Here is an 18,370-nt window from a genome sequence, read left to right as displayed (position 1 = left end):
CGCTCCGGCGGTGGTCGTCGTGTCTGAGGCCAGCGAGGTCGGGGGCATCGTCGGCGAGTTCTTCTCGCTCAAGGCCGAGACCGACGCCGACTACCTCGTGATGCAGGTCGGGGACTTCTACGAGTTCTTCGGCGAGGACGCCGAGGAGGTCGCGGACCTCCTCGACTTGAAAGTCTCTCAGAAGTCGTCTCACGGGTCGAGCTACCCGATGGCGGGCGTCCCGGTGGACAAACTCACGCCACACCTCAAGCAGTTGGTCGAGCGCGGGTATCGGGTGGCAATCGCCGACCAGCACGAGACGCCCGACGGTCACGCCCGCGAGATTACCCGCGTCGTGACCCCCGGAACTCTGCTGGAGACGACCGACGCCGACGCCCAGTACCTCGCGGCGGTCGTCCGGGTCGCTCCGGAGCGGTACGGACTGGCCTTCGCCGACGTGACGACCGGACGCTTCCTCGTGACCGAAATCGAGGAGGCCGACGCCGACAGCGCGGCGGACCGGGTGTTCACCGAACTCTACCGCTTCGACCCCGCCGAGGTCCTGCCCGGCCCCGAGGTCCGCAACGACGACGCGCTCCTCTCACGACTCCGCGAACACACCGACGCGACGCTGACCCTCCACCGCGCCGACGCCTTCGCGCCGGGTCGCGCGACCCACGAGACCAAAGCGCAGTTCGGGGAGGAGACGCTCGCCAGCGTCGGCTTGGACGACGGCGGAACGACCAAAAACGAACAGCCAGCGGTACAGGCGGCGGGCGCGCTCCTCTCCTACGTCGAGGAGACCGGCACCGCGGTCTTGGCCTCGATGACCCGCCTCCAGAGCTACGAGGGCGACGACCACGTCTCGCTCGACGCGACGACACAGCGCAACCTCGAACTCACCGAGACGATGCAGGGCGACCGCGAGGGGTCGCTCTTTGCGACCATCGACCACACCGTGACGAGTCCGGGCAAGCGCCTCCTGAAAGAGTGGCTCCAGCGTCCTCGGCGTGATTTGGCGACGCTTCGGGAGCGGGCGGATTCGGTGGCCGCATTCGCCGACTCGGCGCTTGCTCGCGAGACGGTCAGAGAGACCTTGGACGGAGCCTACGACCTCGAACGACTGGCGAGCAAGTGCGCTCACGGGAGCGCCGACGCTCGGGACCTCCTGCGGATTCGAGAGACGCTGGCGCTCCTGCCCGAAGTCGCCGACGCTATCTCCTCGGACCCGCGACTGGCCGACTCGCCGCTCGCGGAGATTGCCACTCGCCCCGACCGCGAGGCCGCCGCGGACCTCCGCGAGGAGTTGGGCGCAATCGCCGAGGACCCGCCGGGCACCGTCACCGAGGGCGGCCTCTTCCGGCGGGGCTACGACGACGAGTTGGACGAACTCATCGACCAGCACGAGGAGGCCCGGGAGTGGATAGCCACGCTTGACGACCGTGAGAAGGAGCGGACCGGCATCACGCATTTGCAGGTGGACCGGAACAAGACCGACGGCTACTACATTCAGGTCGGCAACTCCGAGACCGGCAAAGTCCCCGACCACTACGACCGCCTCAAGAGTCTCAAAAACTCCGAGCGATACACCACCGACGAGTTGGACGAGCGCGAGCGCCAGATTCTCCGTCTGGAGGAGCGGAGGGGGGACTTGGAGTACGAGCTGTTTTCGAGACTGCGGGAGAAGATTGCGGAGAGAGCAGACCTCCTCCAGTCGGTCGGCCGCGCTCTCGCGGAAATCGACGCGCTGGCGAGTCTGGCGGTCCACGCGGTCGAGAACGACTGGGTCAGGCCGACACTGCGCGAGTCGGGCGACCTCGACATCGAGGCGGGCCGCCATCCCGTCGTGGAGCGGACGACCGAGTTCGTGCCCAACGACTTGCGGATGAGCGACGACAGGCAGTTTCTGGTCGTCACGGGGCCGAACATGTCGGGCAAATCGACCTACATGCGGCAGGTCGCGCTGATTACCCTGCTGGCGCAAATCGGGAGTTTCGTTCCGGCCGATTCCGCGGAAATCGGCCTCGTGGACGGAATCTACACTCGGGTCGGCGCGCTGGACGAACTCGCGCAGGGACGCTCTACCTTCATGGTCGAGATGCAGGAGTTGAGCAACATCCTCCACTCCGCGACCGACGAGTCGCTCGTGATTCTGGACGAGGTGGGCCGGGGTACTGCGACCTACGACGGGATTTCGATTGCGTGGAGTGCGACGGAGTATCTCCACAACGAGGTCCGTGCAAAGACGCTCTTCGCCACTCACTACCACGAACTCACCACGCTCGCGGACCACCTCGACAGGGTCCACAACGTCCACGTCGCGGCGGACGAATCGGACGGCGACGTGACCTTCCTCCGGACCGTCGAGGAGGGGCCGACCGACCGCTCCTACGGGATTCACGTCGCGGACCTCGCGGGCGTGCCGAACCCGGTCGTAGACCGGTCGCGCGACGTACTCGAAAAACTCCGCGAGGAGGAAGCCATCGAGGCGAAGGGCGGCGGAGGCGGTTCCGGCGGGACGAAGCAGGTGGTCTTCGACGTGGGAAGCGGCCAGATGAAGACGGAAACGGGGGTGCAGGAGGCGACCGGCGAGGGTGACTCAGACTCGACCGACGACGAGTCGGAACCTTCGGGCGACCTCCGCGAGGAGTTCGGCGACGGTGCCGAGGAGGTGCTGGAAGAGATTGCGGACCTCTCGGTCGGTGAGACCGCGCCCGTGGAACTGCTGAACGAGGTGCAGGCGTGGAAAGAGCGGTTGAAGGACGGCGATAGTTGAAAGACGGCGACAGTTGAAAGACGATGGGGTCTGTCTCGAAAAACGACGGGGTCTGAAACGTCTTCCCACACCTCTATCGAAGTGTTTCGCCGGGAGGTTGGGAAGGGTGGAAGAATTGTCCTTCAGACGAGACACCTCTATCGAAGTGTTAGTTACTGGGGAGACACACACGGAGACACCTCTATCGATGTGTTTCGTTGGTAAGGGTGGGTGGGGAGAGAGTCCTCGACGCGGAATCGACTGGTTTTGACTCGTTCTGTCCGTCTTTTGTTGATTTCTCCTCGTGTAGAAAGATACGGAGCGAACACATCGAACACTTCGATAGAGGTGAGTGGGAGTCCTTTTCGGGAGAAGTCGAGGATTCCGACTAGTCGAGCGAAATTCCAAAGAATAGCCACGATAGGTCCTCTACTGCGGATTATCCGTCCTCTCTGTTGACACTCGCCAGCACTCTCGCCGGGATGGGTGGGGCCACCCCCACCCACCAAATCCCCCCGAACACTTCGATAGAGGTGTCTCTGACCGAACCTTTACTCGAAACGACGACTGCCCGGACACTTCGTCGGACCTCCGAGAGAAACCCCGCTCTCGATTTCGAGTTTCCGGAATCCAATCCCGTCCCGAGGTGTACCCAGCGAACACACATCGATAACGGCAACGTTTAATGGAAGGAACGAGACCCCCGAAGCATGGATTCCGACGCCCCAGTTGGAAACGACGACGACGGGGACGCTGTACTGCGGAAATCGGAGGTGGACTCTCTCTCGACGGACGCGCCGGACTCGGGCACGAACTCGGACTCAAGTACGAATTCGGGCACGGACACGAACTCGGACTCGGACACAAATCCGGACACGGACTCAGACCCGGACCCAAGCGCTCGCGGAACCGAGGCGGAGATTGAACCGCTATCTGACGCTCGCGGGACTGAATCTGACGGACCCGACCTCGACTCTCCCGACCTCGACCCGGACGTTCGCAGGACCGAATCGAACGTCCTCGAAACCGAGGTCGAAGGCCGGTCTCGAACCGGGGACGAGTCCGATTCCGCCGACGAGTCCGCACCCGAGTCGAAGTCGATAGAGGAGATGCTGTTGGAGTTCGACGAGCAGAAGTCGCTCATCCGAAATCGGTCGCTGCTGAACCCCAACGAGGTGGTCGAGGAGGAGCGAATCGTCGGTCGGGACGAGCAGTTGACCCAAGTCACAAAGATGCTCCGGGTCGCCATCGGCGACAACCGGCCGCCGAACCTCTTTCTCTACGGCCCGTCGGGGACGGGCAAGTCGCTCATCATCAACGCGGTCTGCGAGAACATCGGTCGGCTCTGCGACAACCGGGGGATTCGGTTCGGCGTCATCGAGATGAACTGTCAGGACATCGGGACCCTCGGGTCGGCGGTCTACGAACTCGCCAGAAAAGTCGCCGACCAAGCCGGTGTCCCGGTGGAAGTGCCCCAGCACGGCGTCTCGACCAAGGAGAAGTGGCGCGAACTCTACCGACTGGTCAACGAGAACTACGAGACGGTCGTGTTCGTGCTGGACGAGTTGGACATGCTGGTGGGTCGCCGCGACAAGGACCAACCCGCCTTCTCGCGCCTGCTCTATCAGCTCTCGCGGGCCGGGTCGAGCAACGACATCACGGCGCGGGTCTCCATCGCGGCCATCACGAACGACACGAAGATGCTCGAATCGGTGGGGAGCCGGGCGCTGAGTTCGTTCACGCCCGAGGACGTTCACTTCGACGACTACGACGCCAACCAGTTGCGCGCCATCCTCCGCCATCGTGAAGACGCCTTCTACGACGACGTGCTGGAGGACGACGTGATTCCCCTCGCCGCGGCGTTCGCGGCCCAGACCCACGGCGACGCCCGGAAGGCCATCGACCTGATGCGAGTCGCGGGCGACCTCGCCGAGCGCGAGGGTGCCGACCGAGTCAGCGAGGACCACGTCCGGAAGGCACAGGACAAAGTCGAGCGCAATCGCGTGCTGGAGGTCACTCGGGGCATCAGCACCCAGAAGAAGCTCTGTCTGTACGCGACCGCCGCGGTGGCGAGCCAGAGCGGAAGCAGTTCGGCCCGGAGTACGACTGGCTATCAGGTCTACCGGTTCCTGACCGACGCGCTCGACACCGACCAGTACCACCAGGAGACCTACGTCAACAAGATGAAGGAGCTGACGACGTACTCCATCGTGGAGTCCGAGCGCAAGAGCCACGGCCCCTCCTCGGGGATGTTCATCGAGTTCACCTTCAACGAGCAACCCGCGACCATCATGGCGACGCTCGGCGAAGACTCGCGTCTGGGCGACCTCTCGGAGGACGAGGTCACGGCGGTCGTCCGGGCGCAGTTGGCGAGCGACGAGTAATTTTCTCCGCCGAGCGAGATATTTCCTCGCCGGGCCAACCGCCAAAAGGCGAACGATTTTTCCCTATTTACGCGAAACCTGAAACGAATGGCCGACAGGAGTCCGGACGAGCGCGAGTGGGTGTCCCCGCCCGAGTCGTTCGTCGAGCGAGCGAACGTCACGGCGGCGGACCGCGATGCCCTCCGCGAGGCGGGGTGGCCCGAGTGCTGGAAGCGGCCCGCGGACCTGCTGGACTGGGACCGCCGGTTCGACGCGGTGCTGGACGAGGGCGACGAGAACGACGCGGACGATGCGAACGACGCGGACGACGAAAGAACGACGCGCTGGTTCCCCGGCGGGCGACTCAACGCCTCGTACAACTGCGTGGACCGCCACGTCGAGGAGGGCCGGGGCGAGGAGACGGCCGTGACGTGGGAGGGGAAACTCGGCGAGACGCGGACCTACAGCTATCGGGAACTCGCCGAGGAGGTCAACGCCTTCGCCGCGGCCCTGCGGGAGTTGGGCGTCGAGGAGGACGACGTGGTCACCCTCTACCTGCCGATGATTCCCGAGCTGCCGGTCGCCATGCTGGCCTGCGCTCGCATCGGCGCGCCCCACTCGGTCGTCTTCGCCGGATTCTCGGCGGACGCGCTGGCGACTCGTCTGGAGGGTGCGGACTCGCAGTATCTGGTGACCTGCGACGGCTACTACCGGCGCGGGGCCGCCCTCGACCTGAAGCGCCGGGCCGACAACGCCTGCGTCTCGGCCGACCACGAAGTCGAGCAAGTCGTCGTGAACCGACTGGACGACGACCGGTCGGTGGGCGACCACTACGCCTACGCCGATTTGGTGGCGGCCAACGAGGGCGCGGAAGTCGAACCCGTCTCGCGGGAGACCGACGACCTGCTGTTTTTCATCTACACCTCCGGCACGACCGGCGAACCCACGCTGGTCCGCCACACGACCGGCGGGTATCTGACCCATGTCGCGTGGACCAGCCACGCGGTCCTCGACTTGGGGCCGGACGACACCCACTGGTGTTCGGCCGACGTGGGGTGGATTACCGGCCACTCCTACGCGGTCTATGGCCCCCTCGCCCTCGGCGCGAACACGGTCCTCTACGAGGGCACCTCCGACAGCCCCGAGACCGACCGCGTCTGGGAAATCATCGAGCGCAACGGGGTGGACGTGTTCTACACCGCGCCGACCTCCATCCGGGCGTTCATGAAGTGGGGCGAACAGCATCCCGAGAGCCACGACTTGTCTTCCCTGCGCTTGTTGGGCACTGTCGGCGAACCCATCGACGCGACGGCGTGGCACTGGTACCGCGACCACGTCGGCGACGGCGAGTGCCCCATCGTGGACACGTGGTGGCAGACCGAGACCGGCGGGATGGTCCTCTCGACGCTCCCCGGCGCGGACCGGATGCGCCCCGGCGCGGTGGGCAAGAGCCTCCCCGGCATCGAGACCGCGGTCGTGGACGAGACGGGCCACCGCGTCGAGGAGGGCGAGTCGGGCCAACTCGTCGTGACGCGCCCGTGGCCGGGGATGGCCCGGTCGCTCTGCGAGGGCACCGACTGGGGCGCGCGCCGGACTCGCAGGATAGACGGCGAGTGGCAGTACGCCACGGGCGACAACGCGGTCCGCGACGAGGAGGGCTACCTCCACCTCCTCGGGCGGGCCGACGACGTGCTGAAGGTCTCGGACCGGCGGCTCAGCACCACGGAAATCGAGAGCGCAATCGTCGGCGTCGATGGGGTTGCCGAGGCCGCGGTCGTCGTCGGCGACGACGAGGAGGCGCTGGCCGACCCGGAGATTCACGCCTTCGTCAGCCCCGAGTCGAACGTCGCGGGCGACGACGCGCTCCGCGAGCGCGTCGGGGCGGCAGTCGAGGAGGCCATCGGCCGAGTCGCCTCCCCGGACGTGGTGACGTTCGCGCCCTCGCTCCCCAAGACCCGCTCGGGCAAGGTCGTCCGGCGCTACCTCGCCGCTATCGCCAACGGCGAGGACCTCGGCGACACCAGCGCGCTCCGGAATCCCGAAGTCGTCGGCGAACTCGAATCGCTTCTGGACCGGTAGATTTTACGAGAAGCTTCGTGACTTTGTGAGGATGTGAAATCGAGTGAGCGGGAGACCGACTTTGTATCGACAGGAAATATTTCCATTGCTTTAGCATCTATATACAATTCTTTAATAAATACGTTTGTGGGTCGGTATTTGTTCGGTGGGCAGAGAAACGAGAGAAGTCGAGCAGAGCTAGCTTCAGGCTCGAGCCTAGGGGTCTCCCGCAACCGCACCGCAACCTCGTCCTCCCCAACCTCCTGCGGTCCTCGGTCGCGCTGCTCCCTGCGGTCCTCGTCCCTCGCGCGCGAGGCGTGACGGCGTGGCCGTCACGCCCGCACGCGCCGAGGTGGAACAGTCCACCGAGCGACGACCGGCCGACCAATCCACCGTGGGTGGGATGAAGGGGCCGCCCGGTCGCGGGTGGGGGCTTCAAGAAACGTTCATCCCTGCGACTGTCGCCCTCGACCAGACTCCAGCGCATAGCAATCCGCCACGACAACCACCTCCACACTCAAAACGTCAACCATCGTTACGGAAGTTTTATTCGGCTTCTCGAAAGAACGCGAAACGAAATGGGTGGCGAGGCACGCCAGCGAGACGAGTATCTCACGACCGCCGAGTTCGAGCGCCTCCGGCGGCGGACCGAAACCTACCGCGAGGACCTCGTGGTGGCGCTGGCCGGGCGCGTCGGCCTCCGAGCGTCGGAAATAACCCGGATTCGCCCCGGAGACCTCCGCGAGCGCCAGCGCGGCGGCGAGACTCACTACCTCCTCGCGGTGCGCGAGAGCGACGGTGGCGACGACGCGGTCGAGGGCGTCGGCGACGACGCCGATTCCCGCGAGGCCTACGTCCCCTCGACGGTCGCCCACGACCTCCGGAAGTTCGCCAACGTCAACGACGTGGGCCGCCGCGAACTCCTCGTGGACGTGTCCGCTCGGCGCGTCCAGATGCTCGTCTCGGAGGTGGCCGACCGGACCGACGACTTGCAGGGGGTGACCTGCCGGGACCTGCGCCAGCACTTCGCGTGGCGACTCCTCGCCGAGGAGGGCGTCCCGCCCCGAATCGTCCAGCGCGTCGGCGGGTGGCGGAGCCTCCAGAGCCTCGCGCCGTACCTCACCGAACCCACCACGGCGGAGGTCGTGGACGCCTTCGCCGACTCGGCGGGCCGCGGGCCTCCTCCGGCCGGTCGAGGGCGTCCCCCGGCGGGCCACACTCGACCGGTAGCGGGCAACGCTCGCCCACCGGCGGACCGCGCTCGCCCACCGGCGGACCGCGCTCGCCCACCGGCGGAGTATCCGGGGACCGCCCGCCAGCGAACCCGCGCCGATTCGCACCGCGAGGGAGGGAACCGGGGTCTCCTCGCCGCCGCGAGCGAACTCGGCCAAGCCCTCGCCGACGCCTCCACGAGCGAGGACGCCGAACAAGCCGCCTGCGACCGACTCGCGGACACCTACCGGGCGGTCTGGATCTGCGACCAGCGCGGCGAAACCCGGACCAGCGCCGCGTCCGGCGACTCTGAAACGCTCCTCGAAGGGGACGAAGCCGTCCCCGAGAAGGCCCTCGACGCGGCGGGCGTGCTGGACGGCGACGGCATCGCCGACGAGTCCGACGACCGAGCGCCCGACGTGAGAATCGTGGCGGCGTCGCCCGATAGCGCGCCGTCGGCGTCGTCGGGGCCATCGACCGCCGGAGAACTCTCCGACTGCTCGCTGGCGGTCACGCCGCTCCGGTCGAGCGAGACCGTCCACGGCCTGCTGGTGGTCGCCCACGAAACGTTTTCGTCGGCCGACCGGACCCTGCTGTCGGACGCCGGGCGGCGAGTCGGGAGGACCCTGACCGCCATCGCGCGAAAGCAACTGCTTCTGGCCGACACCGGGGTCGAACTCTCCTTCCGGACCACCGACCGCGGGGTGTTCCTCGTGGCCGCCTCGGCAGACCTCGGCTGCGAGTTCGAACTCGAAGGCGTCGTCCCGGTCGAGGACCACTCCCTGCTGTACTTCGTCACCGCGAGCGGGGCCGCGGTCGGCGACGTTCTCGAACGCGTCGGAGCGTCGGACGCCGTGGACGAGGCCCGGCTCATCCGCGACTACGGCGAGGGCGCGCTCCTCGAGTTCGCCGTCTCGGGGGAGTCTATCGCCCCGATGCTGGTCGAGCGCGGCGGGACCGTCCGCGACCTCTCGGTCGAAGGCGGCGTCGCCGACGTGTCGGGGGTCTTCTCCCGGCACGTGGACGTTCGCCGCGTCGTGGAAGCACTCGAGGAGGCCTTCCCGAAGACGAACCTGCGCTCGAAACGCGAGGTCGAGGAACCCGTCCAGAGCGCCGCCAACGTCCGCCAGACCGTCCACGACCGCATCACCGAGCGCCAGCAGTCCGTCCTCCGGGCGGCCTACCTCGCGGGCTACTTCGAGTGGCCCCGCGGCAGCACCGCCGAGGAGTTGGCGGCCTCGATGGGGGTCTCCTCGCCGACGCTTCACAACCACCTCCGGAAGGCTCAGCAGAAGGTGTTGGACGCCGTGTTGGACGGTCCGGACCGCCGCGTCGTGGACGGCGAGCAACACTAACTGTCTAGCGTCACGGACGACTCCGAGTCGAGCGAGCGCGCACCTACTGTCGGAAAAATTTACCAAGGCGCGTTTCAAGCTCTGTATCGACTAAATTTCGGCGTTTGTGATAGTTAGTTCCCCCACTTATATACCGGTGGCGGGACTGTGAACGTGGCTCATGCAGGAAGAACAAGACGTCGAACTCGAAGCCCGACTCGAAGACCGCGAGCGGTTCGAACCGCCCGAATCGTTCGTGGAGCAAGCGAACGTCTCCGACGAATCCATCTACGAGGCGTTCGACGAGGAGTGGCCCGAGTGCTGGGAGCAGGCCGCGGACCTGCTCGACTGGGACGAGGAGTACGAGACGGTGCTGGACGACTCGAACCCGCCGTTCTACGAGTGGTTCACCGGCGGTGAGCTGAACGCCTCCGCCAACTGTCTCGACCGACACCTCGAAGACCGAGGCGACGAGGCCGCAATCGAGTGGGTCGGCGAGCCGACCGACGAGGAGAATCGAACCTACACTTACGAACAACTCCACCGCGAGGTCAACGAGTTCGCTGCCGCGCTCCGCGACATGGGCGTCGGCGAGGACGACGTCGTGACGATGTACATGCCGATGGTACCCGAACTCCCCATCGCCATGCTGGCCTGCGCCCGAATCGGCGCGCCACACAGCGTCGTCTTCGCGGGCTTCTCCGCCGACGCGCTCGCCACGCGAATGAACGCGGCCGACTCCGAGTACCTCGTGACCTGCGACGGTTACTACCGCCGGGGCGACCCCCTCGAACACAAGGCCAAGGCCGACGAGGGGCTGGAGGGCGTCGAACACGAGGTCTCGGATGTGGTCGTCGTGGACCGCCTCGGCGACACCTACGACCACCCGATGGCCGAGACCCACCACGACTACGGCGACCTCGTCGCGGACCACGAGGGCGCGGAAGTCGAACCGGTCGCCCGAGACGCCGAGGACATGCTGTTCCTGATGTACACCTCGGGGACCACGGGGCAACCCAAGGGCGTCAAGCACACCACGGGCGGGTATCTGGCGTGGACCGCGTGGACCTCCCAAGCAGTCCTCGACATCAAGCCCGAGGACACGTACTTCTGCTCGGCGGACATCGGCTGGATTACCGGCCACTCCTACATCGTCTACGGCCCCCTCGCGTTGGGTACCACGACGATGATGTACGAGGGGACTCCGGACCACCCCGAGCGAGACCGCCTCTGGGAAATCATCGAGGAGTACGAGGCGACCCAACTCTACACCGCGCCGACCGCCATCCGGGCGTTCATGAAGTGGGGCACCGAGTTCCCCGACAAGCACGACCTCTCCTCGCTCCGCCTGCTCGGAACCGTCGGCGAACCCATCAATCCCCGAGCGTGGAAGTGGTACTACAAGCACATCGGCGACGAGTCCTGTCCCATCATCGACACGTGGTGGCAGACCGAGACCGGCGGGATGATGGTCACGACCCTGCCCGGCGTCAAGGACATGAAGCCCGGAAGCGCCGGGCCTCCTCTGCCGGGCCTCGACGTGCAAGTCATCAACCCCAGCGGCGAGGAGGTCGAGGCCGGACAGGCCGGACACCTCACGGTCCAGAAGCCGTGGCCGGGGATGCTCCGCACCCTCTACAACAACGACGAGCGCTACATCGAGGAGTACTGGGCGGAGTACTCCGACACCGATAGCGACGACCCCGAGGATTGGGTCTACTTCCCGGAAGACGGCGCGAAGATCGACGAGGACGGCTACATCACCGTGCTGGGCCGCGTGGACGACGTGCTGAACGTCTCGGGCCACCGCCTCGGCACGATGGAAATCGAATCAGCCATCGTCGGCGTCGAAGGCGTCGCCGAGGCCGCAGTCGTCGGCGGGAACCACGAGGTCAAAGGCGAGGCGGTCTACACCTACGTCATCACCGAGGACGGCTACGAGGGCGACGACGAGATGCGCGACCGCATCGTCGAGGGCGTCGAGGACGCCATCGGTCCCATCGCACGCCCCGAGGCGGTCGTGTTCACGCCCGAACTCCCCAAGACTCGCTCGGGCAAAATCATGCGCCGACTGCTGGAAGACATCGCAAACGGTGACGAGCTGGGCAACACCTCGACGCTCCGGAACCCGGACATCGTCAGCGAAATCGAAGCGAAAGTAAGCGACGACTGAGGATTCTCCTCCTTTCGACGCTCGAAGCGAACGCGACGGAACGACGAACGCACTCGAAAAATGTGGCAGACAAAATCACACGCGAAAACCCATGTCAGATAATAACTCACGACAGTCAGATATTCCCTCACGAGAGCGAGACGATAGCTCTCGAAGCGGAGCGCGAGAATCGACTCCCGCGGCCGAAACCGACTCCGCGGTCGGAACCGACCCCACCGTCGAGACCGACGGCGGTGAGCCCGAACCGGGCGAACCTCGTCGGGGAGCGAAGCGGACCGACGGCGGCGTGGCGACCGGCGGACGAGCCGCCGACACCGACTACCTCGACTCGCAGGTCAACATCTTCAAGCCCTCGACGCCGTTCATGCGCGACCACCTCCGCATCGTCTGGACGATGTTCGGCGCGTGGGCGCTGTTCGTCTTCGGGCCGGTGACCGCGACCTACCTCGCCACCGACTTCATGACGAGTACGACGATACTGGGCTTCCCCCTGCACTACTTCTTCACCGCGGTCGGCGCGCCGACTGGCGCGCTCGTCCTCTCGTTCGTCTACGCCCGGAAGCGCGACCAGTTGGACGAGAAGTACGGCATCGACCACTCGACCCCGGCGACGAGTACTGACGCCGAGGCCGCCGCGACCGACGGAGGGACCGACCAATGACGTTCGACCCCGTTCCGCTCGACCTCCTGCCGGACGCGCTCAACGCCTCGTTCAAGGTGATTCCGGCCATCATGGTCTCGGCGATGCTGCTGCTGTTCCTCGGCATCGGCTACGCCTTCCGCGTGGCCGACACCGAGGACCTGTGGGTCGCTGGCCGCTCCATCGGGAACATCGAGAACGGGATGGCGATCGGCGCGAACTGGATGTCCGCGGCGTCGTACCTCGGCATGGCCGCGCTCATCGCGCTGTCGGGCTACTACGGACTGGCCTTCGTCATCGGCTGGTCCACGGGCTACTTCATCCTGCTCATCTTCCTCGCGGCCCAGATGCGCCGGTTCGGGAAGTACACCGCGCCCGACTTCGTGGGCGACCGATTCGACTCCGATACGGCCAGAGCTATCGCCGCGCTGACGACCATCCTCATCGGGTTCGTCTACTCGGTCGGACAGGCCCGCGGGATGGGACTGGTCGGCATCTACGTCTTCGGCGGCGACTACACCACGATGGTCGTCCTGATGATGGCCATTACGGTCGGCTATCTGGCGCTGTCGGGGATGCTCGGCGCGACCAAGAACATGGCCGTCCAGTACGTCATCCTCATCGTGGCCTTCCTCGCGGGACTCTACGCGGTCGGCTTCACGCAGGGCTACTCGACGGTTCTGCCCCAAATCGAGTACGGCGCGCTCCTCTCGGAACTCAACAGCGAGTTCACCGAGCCGTTCTCGACCGGCGGATTCTACCTCTGGGTCGCCACCGCGTTCTCGCTCATCGTCGGCACCTGCGGGCTTCCCCACGTGCTCGTCCGGTTCTACACGGTCGAGAGCGAGCGGACCGCTCGCTGGTCCACCGTGTGGGGTCTGTTCTTCATCTGCCTGCTCTACCTGAGCGCCCCGGCGTTCGCCGCGTTCGGGACCGACCTCTACGCGGACAAGGTCGGCGCGGTCTACGGCGCGAACGGCATGAGCGGTGCCGAAGGCGACGTGATTGTCGTGCTGGCCTCGCAGCTCGCTAACCTGCCGACGTGGTTCGTCGGCCTCGTCGCGGCGGGCGGCATCGCCGCGGCGATTGCGACGACCGCGGGCCTGTTCATCGCCGCGTCGTCTGCCGCCGCCCACGACATCTACACCAGCATCATCAACGAGGACGCGACCCAGCGCCAGCAACTCCTCATCGGTCGCGCGACCATCGTCGCGCTCGGCGCAATCGTGACCGTGACCGCGCTGGACCCACCCGCGCTGGTCGGCGAACTGGTCGCGCTCGCGTTCTCGCTGGCTGGTCTCGTGCTGTTCCCGATGTTCTTCCTCGGTCTCTGGTGGGAGAACGCCAACCGGCAGGGCGCGCTCGCCGGGATGACCACTGGACTGCTCATCTGGCTGGCCGCGGTGTTCAACGAACTCATCTTCGCCACCGACGCCGGACCGGTCGTGCCCGCCTTCGCCGACCTGTTCCCCGCAGTCGGGGCCGCGCTTCTGGGCACGCCCATCGTCTTCGTCGTCACTATCGGCGTCTCGCTGGTGACCGACGAACCGCCGGAGCGCATCAAGCGCATCGTCCGGCAGTGTCACAGCCCGGAACCGATGGGCCAACAGCAGAGCGCCGAGGACGTTGTCGCGTCCGACGGTGGACAGGTTCAGACCGACGGCGGACGAGTCCAGACTGATGATGGACGCACGCAGGGGGACGACTGAGATGTACGAACGCATCCTCATCCCCACGGACGGCAGCAAGACGGCGGAACTGGCGGTCGAGGAGGCCCTCGACATCGCCGAGAAGTTCGACGCGACGGTCGATACCCTCTACGTGGTGGACACCGACGCGGTCGAGATGAGCCTCGGCACCGAGCAGGTCGACCGCATCCGACAGGGCCGGTTCGGCGAGATGGACGAACTCGAAACCCGCGCCCGAGAAGCGACCGAGCAGGTCGCCGAGCGCGCCCGAGACCGCGGCGTCGTGGTCGAGGAGCACTTCCGCGGCGGCCGACCCCACAAGGCCATCGCCGACTTCGCCGAGAACAACGACGTCGACCTCGTCGTCATGGGGAGCCACGGCCGGTCTGGCATCTCGCGGGTCCTCCTCGGGAGCGTCACCGAGCGCGTCCTGCGCTCGACCCACCGCTCGGTGCTGGTCGTGGACGAGCGCGAGGCCGAGGAGGCCGAGTCGTGACCCTCGCGGCGATTTCCGACCGGGTTCGGAACCACGTCCGGGAGCATCGAGACGGGATGGTCGCGGACTTCGTGTTCGCCGTCGTCTGGGTCGCCGTCGTCTCGATGCTGTTCGACGTACTGCCCGCTCCGCGGTGGGCCTACCACCTGTCGCTGGCGGGCGGCGTGGTGGCCTACTACGGCTTCTTCGCCTCGCTGGAGGTGGCACGCGACGAGGTGTAACCGGGTTAGGAAATCCTATAGAAGGCTCTTAGAATTGTTTATATTTACGTAGGAATCGAGAATCGTTTTCACGGCGGCGCGCGTGCACTTCCGCTCGCGGAGTTCGTTCGTCAGCGTCGTCGGCTACCCGTCTCACGAGTCGGCAGTCCCGAGGAGCCACCGGATTGACGACCCGCGAATCGACACTGGCTCGACGTAATTTTATGCGATAAACGACAAAATTTACGGCCGATGAGTCCTTGTCCCTCTCGGCGCGAACTGCTCGGGCTTGCTGGCGTCGGTGCGACCGCGATTGTTGCCGGGTGTTCGAGGTTCGTCTCCTCGAACGGTGCGCGATACTCCCTCCAGAGTGGTCCTCGCGGCGGCACGTCTCTCCTCGAACTGTTCCAGTGGTCGCCGAGACGCCAAGCGTTGCACGTCCGCCATTACGCCGACGAACTCGTCGCAACGTTGCTCGACTCGGGTGAACTGGCGACCGTGGCTCAACCGCTCGGCCCCTACGACCCGAGCGGGACGCCGCCGCCCGCCTACGTCGAACACGAGGACGCTTACTACCGCGTTCGCGTCACTGGTGTCGAGAGCGTGTCGCTCGACCGATGGGAGTTCTGGTTCGAACCGGTCGAGCGAGCGCCAGCGGATGCCACCGTCGTGGACGCCCCCGCCGAAGGACTGTCGGAACTCGACGCCGAAATCGTCGAGCGAGCCACACAGGACGCCATCGGGGCGGTCGTGAACGACCGAGACCTCTCGTCGGCAGACCACGGTGAGCGCGGCGTCGTCTACTTCGAGCCGATGGGTCCCGACGAGAGCGGACTCGTTCCGGACCCGCCGTTCGAGTACGTCCGCGTCGAACCCGACACCGAGTTTCTGGACGAGAAACGCACGCTACGTGCCCGCGCCGCCAAGGGGTCGGTAACGACGAAGCGCTACGTCCACGAGACCGAGCGAGTCGCCGGTTCGCGCTCGGAGCTGCTCGATATTCTCCGGACGCATATCGACGCGACGCTCGACGACGCGGCGGGCGACGTCCGCGACATCGTGACCGAAATCAGCGTCGGAAACGGCATCTACACCGAGCGCGAGCCGATTTCCGACGGACTGAGCCACCTCCTCGAACGACTCGACATCGAAAATCCGACTCCGCCGGACCCGAACCGAGGAGTTCGACGGTGGAGTCGCCACTACGAATACGACGGGGCCTACTACCGGACGACGCTACGCATCAGGAACGACTGAGCGGTCGTGCCGGGCGTTTGGGGCCGTGACGAGTCGTCCGCCGGTCGTGATGGGACCGAGGCCCGCAAAAAGAGGAGGACGGAATCGCGGCGTTAGCCGTAAATCTGGTCGATGAGAGCGTGCGTGTAGCCGCCAGCGTGAGAGACGGGATTCGCGGTGGCCTCGACCAAATCGTTGTAGTCCGTCGAGTTCCAATTGTCGAAGTCGGTGCCGTTCTCCTTGACGAGATGGAAGACCTCGTAGGAGTAGCTGTTGCCGGAGTCGGCGACTTCGTACACGCAGTCCCACGGGTCGCCGTTCCACGCCAGCATATTGTCGTAGTCGTCGACGAAGTTCTCGCCCGAGTTGAAGTTGTTCTTCACCCACTCCTCGTAGCTGTAGTGAAGGTCGTAGTAGGGGTCGAGGACCTCACAGCCGTCGAAGTCGCAGTCAATCTCGAAGTTCATCTGTTCGAGACCCATGCCGCTGTGAAGCGGGACCGACACGTCCTGCACGTAGTGGAGCGCGCGACCGAGGTGTTCGCGCTTGGTCGAGTAGGAGGTGTTCTTGGCCTCGCCCATCTCGTAGTCGCAGAACCACGGTGCGCCGCCGAGACCGTTGAACGTGATGGTGATTCCGTATCCGAGGTCTACGGTGTACTGGTTGGGGTCGTAGTAGTGGCCGTAGTGGTGGGCGAACTCGTTGAGTCCCTTCTTGACGCCGTCTTTGACCCAGTCCGGCCAGTCGGCCGATTCGACGAGCTGACCGCACCCGTTGCAGGGGTCCGAGTCGGGAGTCGGAGAGGCCTCGACGATGTCGTCCTCCTCGTAGCTGTAGAGGTCGAACTCGTTTTCCAGCGTGTGGCGGGTCATGTCCTTGTGCATCGACCCGTACCACTGGGCGTCGATGCCGTTTCGGTTGCCGTTCTCCTTGCCGAATCCGCGGTTGACGGCCGACGCCGCGGTGGTGAATCGGTCCGCTTCGTCTTTGGTGACGCCGCCCTTCGATCGCTCTTTCGCCAGCGTGAACACGAAGTCGTTGCCGTCTCGGACCTTCCGAACGGGGTACTTCTGCCAGAGGTCCTTGAGGGCGTCTTTGGCTTCGTTTTCTTGGGTTTCGCGGAGACCGGCCTTCTCGACGAGCGTCTGGAGACGCTTCTTGTCCAGCGTCAGGAGGTCGTACTGCGGGGTGAGCGATGTGAGCGAGTCATCGACGAGGAGTTTGCTGTGGTCCGGATACGGGACTTCCCCCTCGATTCGTTGGTCACTGTCGCCAGCACTTGCGAGGCCCGCCGCGCTCAGGCCGACGACGGCACCGGAGGAGGCTTTCAGGAAGGTCCGGCGATTGAGGTTCGATTCTGTGCGGTCGTTTGCTTCTCTACTGTCGGTCACAACAAAAATTAATCGATAGTCATTAATAAAATTATTGCTAGGATATTAAATAATATACTCGCCTCCGAATTTAGACGCCATAGAAATTATATAAATCGTGGTGGTTATAAGCGCGTCTGCCGAGGACCGAGGCCCACTCGACCGGAGACTACCAGTCGAACCGGCCACGAGGACGGTAGAAAAGCCGAGCAGAGGTGAGACGCCGCGTTACCGGCCTACGTCGTCGGGGGGAATCGAGCCACGTGAATCGGGTGATGCAGTCAAGCAACGCCGGAAGCGCCAGCGGCGTGTACTCTATCAGTTCGACCGAGACGTTGACCCGGCGCTCGTCGGGGTTGACGAACGGGAACTGGTCGGGCCAGTTGTTGTGGTGGTGGCCGTGGAGGACCCACCCGCGCCAGTTGCCGGGCGCGTCCTCGGGGTCGTGGACGCAGTAGAACGGCACGCCCTCGTAGTCGAACTGGTAGGTCTCGCGTATCTCCACGCCGTCGAGGGTCGGCATCACCCACTCGTCGTGGTCCCCGAGGACGAACTGAATCGTCCCGTTCAGTCGCTCCACCCACGTCGAGAACTCGCCGAAGTCGTCGGCCATCGTCAGGTCGCCGAGGAAGACCACTTCGTCGTCCTCGCCGACGACGGCGTTCCAGTTGGCCACGAGGTCCTCGTTCATCTCCTCGACCGAGTCGTAGGGCCGGTCGCAGTAGTCGATGATGTTCCCGTGGTCGAAGTGCGTGTCTGAGATGACGAAGTCCACACCGAAGTTCCGAAGGCGGACGTGATAACGTCAACGAACTGTTGTTTCAAAGAGCGTAATCTACTTACTTGCGACTTCCAATCTAGTTCCT

12 protein-coding genes are annotated in these 18,370 nt (G+C 65.3%); 10 read left to right on the top strand and 2 right to left on the bottom strand.

Annotated features, from left to right (window positions below):
- Positions 1-19: 19 nt before the first annotated feature.
- The 10 genes from mutS (at position 20) to EPL01_RS19000 (ending at position 16,155) form a co-directional block, all read left to right on the top strand.
- Positions 20-2,755, top strand: a complete 2,736-nt coding sequence (mutS, locus tag EPL01_RS19045; RefSeq protein WP_135826868.1) for a DNA mismatch repair protein MutS — start codon at positions 20-22, stop codon at positions 2,753-2,755.
- A gap of 1,088 nt (positions 2,756-3,843) precedes the next feature.
- Positions 3,844-5,118 (top strand): orc1/cdc6 family replication initiation protein, encoded by a 1,275-nt coding sequence (locus tag EPL01_RS19040; RefSeq protein ID WP_368279635.1) that lies wholly within the window; start codon positions 3,844-3,846, stop codon positions 5,116-5,118.
- An 87-nt stretch (positions 5,119-5,205) separates the two neighbouring features.
- The gene (locus EPL01_RS19035) at positions 5,206-7,176 is read left to right on the top strand and encodes an acetate--CoA ligase (protein ID WP_135826866.1); all 1,971 of its coding nucleotides are present in this window, start codon (positions 5,206-5,208) and stop codon (positions 7,174-7,176) included.
- A 557-nt stretch (positions 7,177-7,733) separates the two neighbouring features.
- Entirely contained in the window at positions 7,734-9,722 is a 1,989-nt protein-coding gene (locus EPL01_RS19030; RefSeq protein WP_135826865.1) for a bacterio-opsin activator domain-containing protein, read from the top strand.
- A 160-nt stretch (positions 9,723-9,882) separates the two neighbouring features.
- Complete coding sequence (gene acs / locus EPL01_RS19025) at positions 9,883-11,874, top strand: acetate--CoA ligase (protein WP_135826864.1); 1,992 nt, start codon at positions 9,883-9,885, stop codon at positions 11,872-11,874.
- A 91-nt stretch (positions 11,875-11,965) separates the two neighbouring features.
- A complete protein-coding gene (locus EPL01_RS19020; RefSeq protein ID WP_135826863.1) occupies positions 11,966-12,535 on the top strand; it encodes a DUF4212 domain-containing protein in 570 nt (189 codons plus the stop codon).
- A complete protein-coding gene (locus tag EPL01_RS19015) occupies positions 12,532-14,223 on the top strand; it encodes a VC_2705 family sodium/solute symporter (protein ID WP_135826862.1) in 1,692 nt (563 codons plus the stop codon). The genes EPL01_RS19020 and EPL01_RS19015 overlap by 4 nt, the downstream gene beginning before the upstream one ends.
- A gap of 1 nt (position 14,224) precedes the next feature.
- Positions 14,225-14,698: a universal stress protein gene (locus EPL01_RS19010; protein ID WP_135826921.1), complete on the top strand. Its 474-nt coding sequence runs from the start codon at positions 14,225-14,227 to the stop codon at positions 14,696-14,698.
- Positions 14,695-14,919, top strand: a complete 225-nt coding sequence (locus tag EPL01_RS19005) for a DUF8119 family protein (protein WP_135826861.1) — start codon at positions 14,695-14,697, stop codon at positions 14,917-14,919. Before EPL01_RS19010 ends, EPL01_RS19005 begins: the two co-directional genes overlap by 4 nt.
- A 231-nt stretch (positions 14,920-15,150) precedes the next feature.
- Positions 15,151-16,155, top strand: a complete 1,005-nt coding sequence (locus EPL01_RS19000) for a hypothetical protein (RefSeq protein WP_135826860.1) — start codon at positions 15,151-15,153, stop codon at positions 16,153-16,155.
- A 92-nt stretch (positions 16,156-16,247) separates the two neighbouring features.
- On the opposite strand, the gene EPL01_RS18995 is transcribed toward EPL01_RS19000, so the two are convergent.
- Together EPL01_RS18995 and EPL01_RS18990 are read right to left on the bottom strand one after the other, a co-directional pair.
- On the bottom strand, positions 16,248-17,525 hold the full coding sequence (locus EPL01_RS18995; protein ID WP_135826859.1) for a hypothetical protein: 1,278 nt from the start codon (positions 17,523-17,525) through the stop codon (positions 16,248-16,250).
- 148 nt (positions 17,526-17,673) lie between these two features.
- A complete protein-coding gene (locus tag EPL01_RS18990; RefSeq protein ID WP_135826858.1) occupies positions 17,674-18,279 on the bottom strand; it encodes a hypothetical protein in 606 nt (201 codons plus the stop codon).
- Positions 18,280-18,370 lie beyond the last annotated feature (91 nt).

Origin of the sequence: Halorussus ruber (assembly GCF_004765785.1) — an archaeon.
GTDB lineage: Archaea > Halobacteriota > Halobacteria > Halobacteriales > Haladaptataceae > Halorussus > Halorussus ruber.
This window is presented reverse-complemented; position numbering and strand designations above follow the sequence as displayed.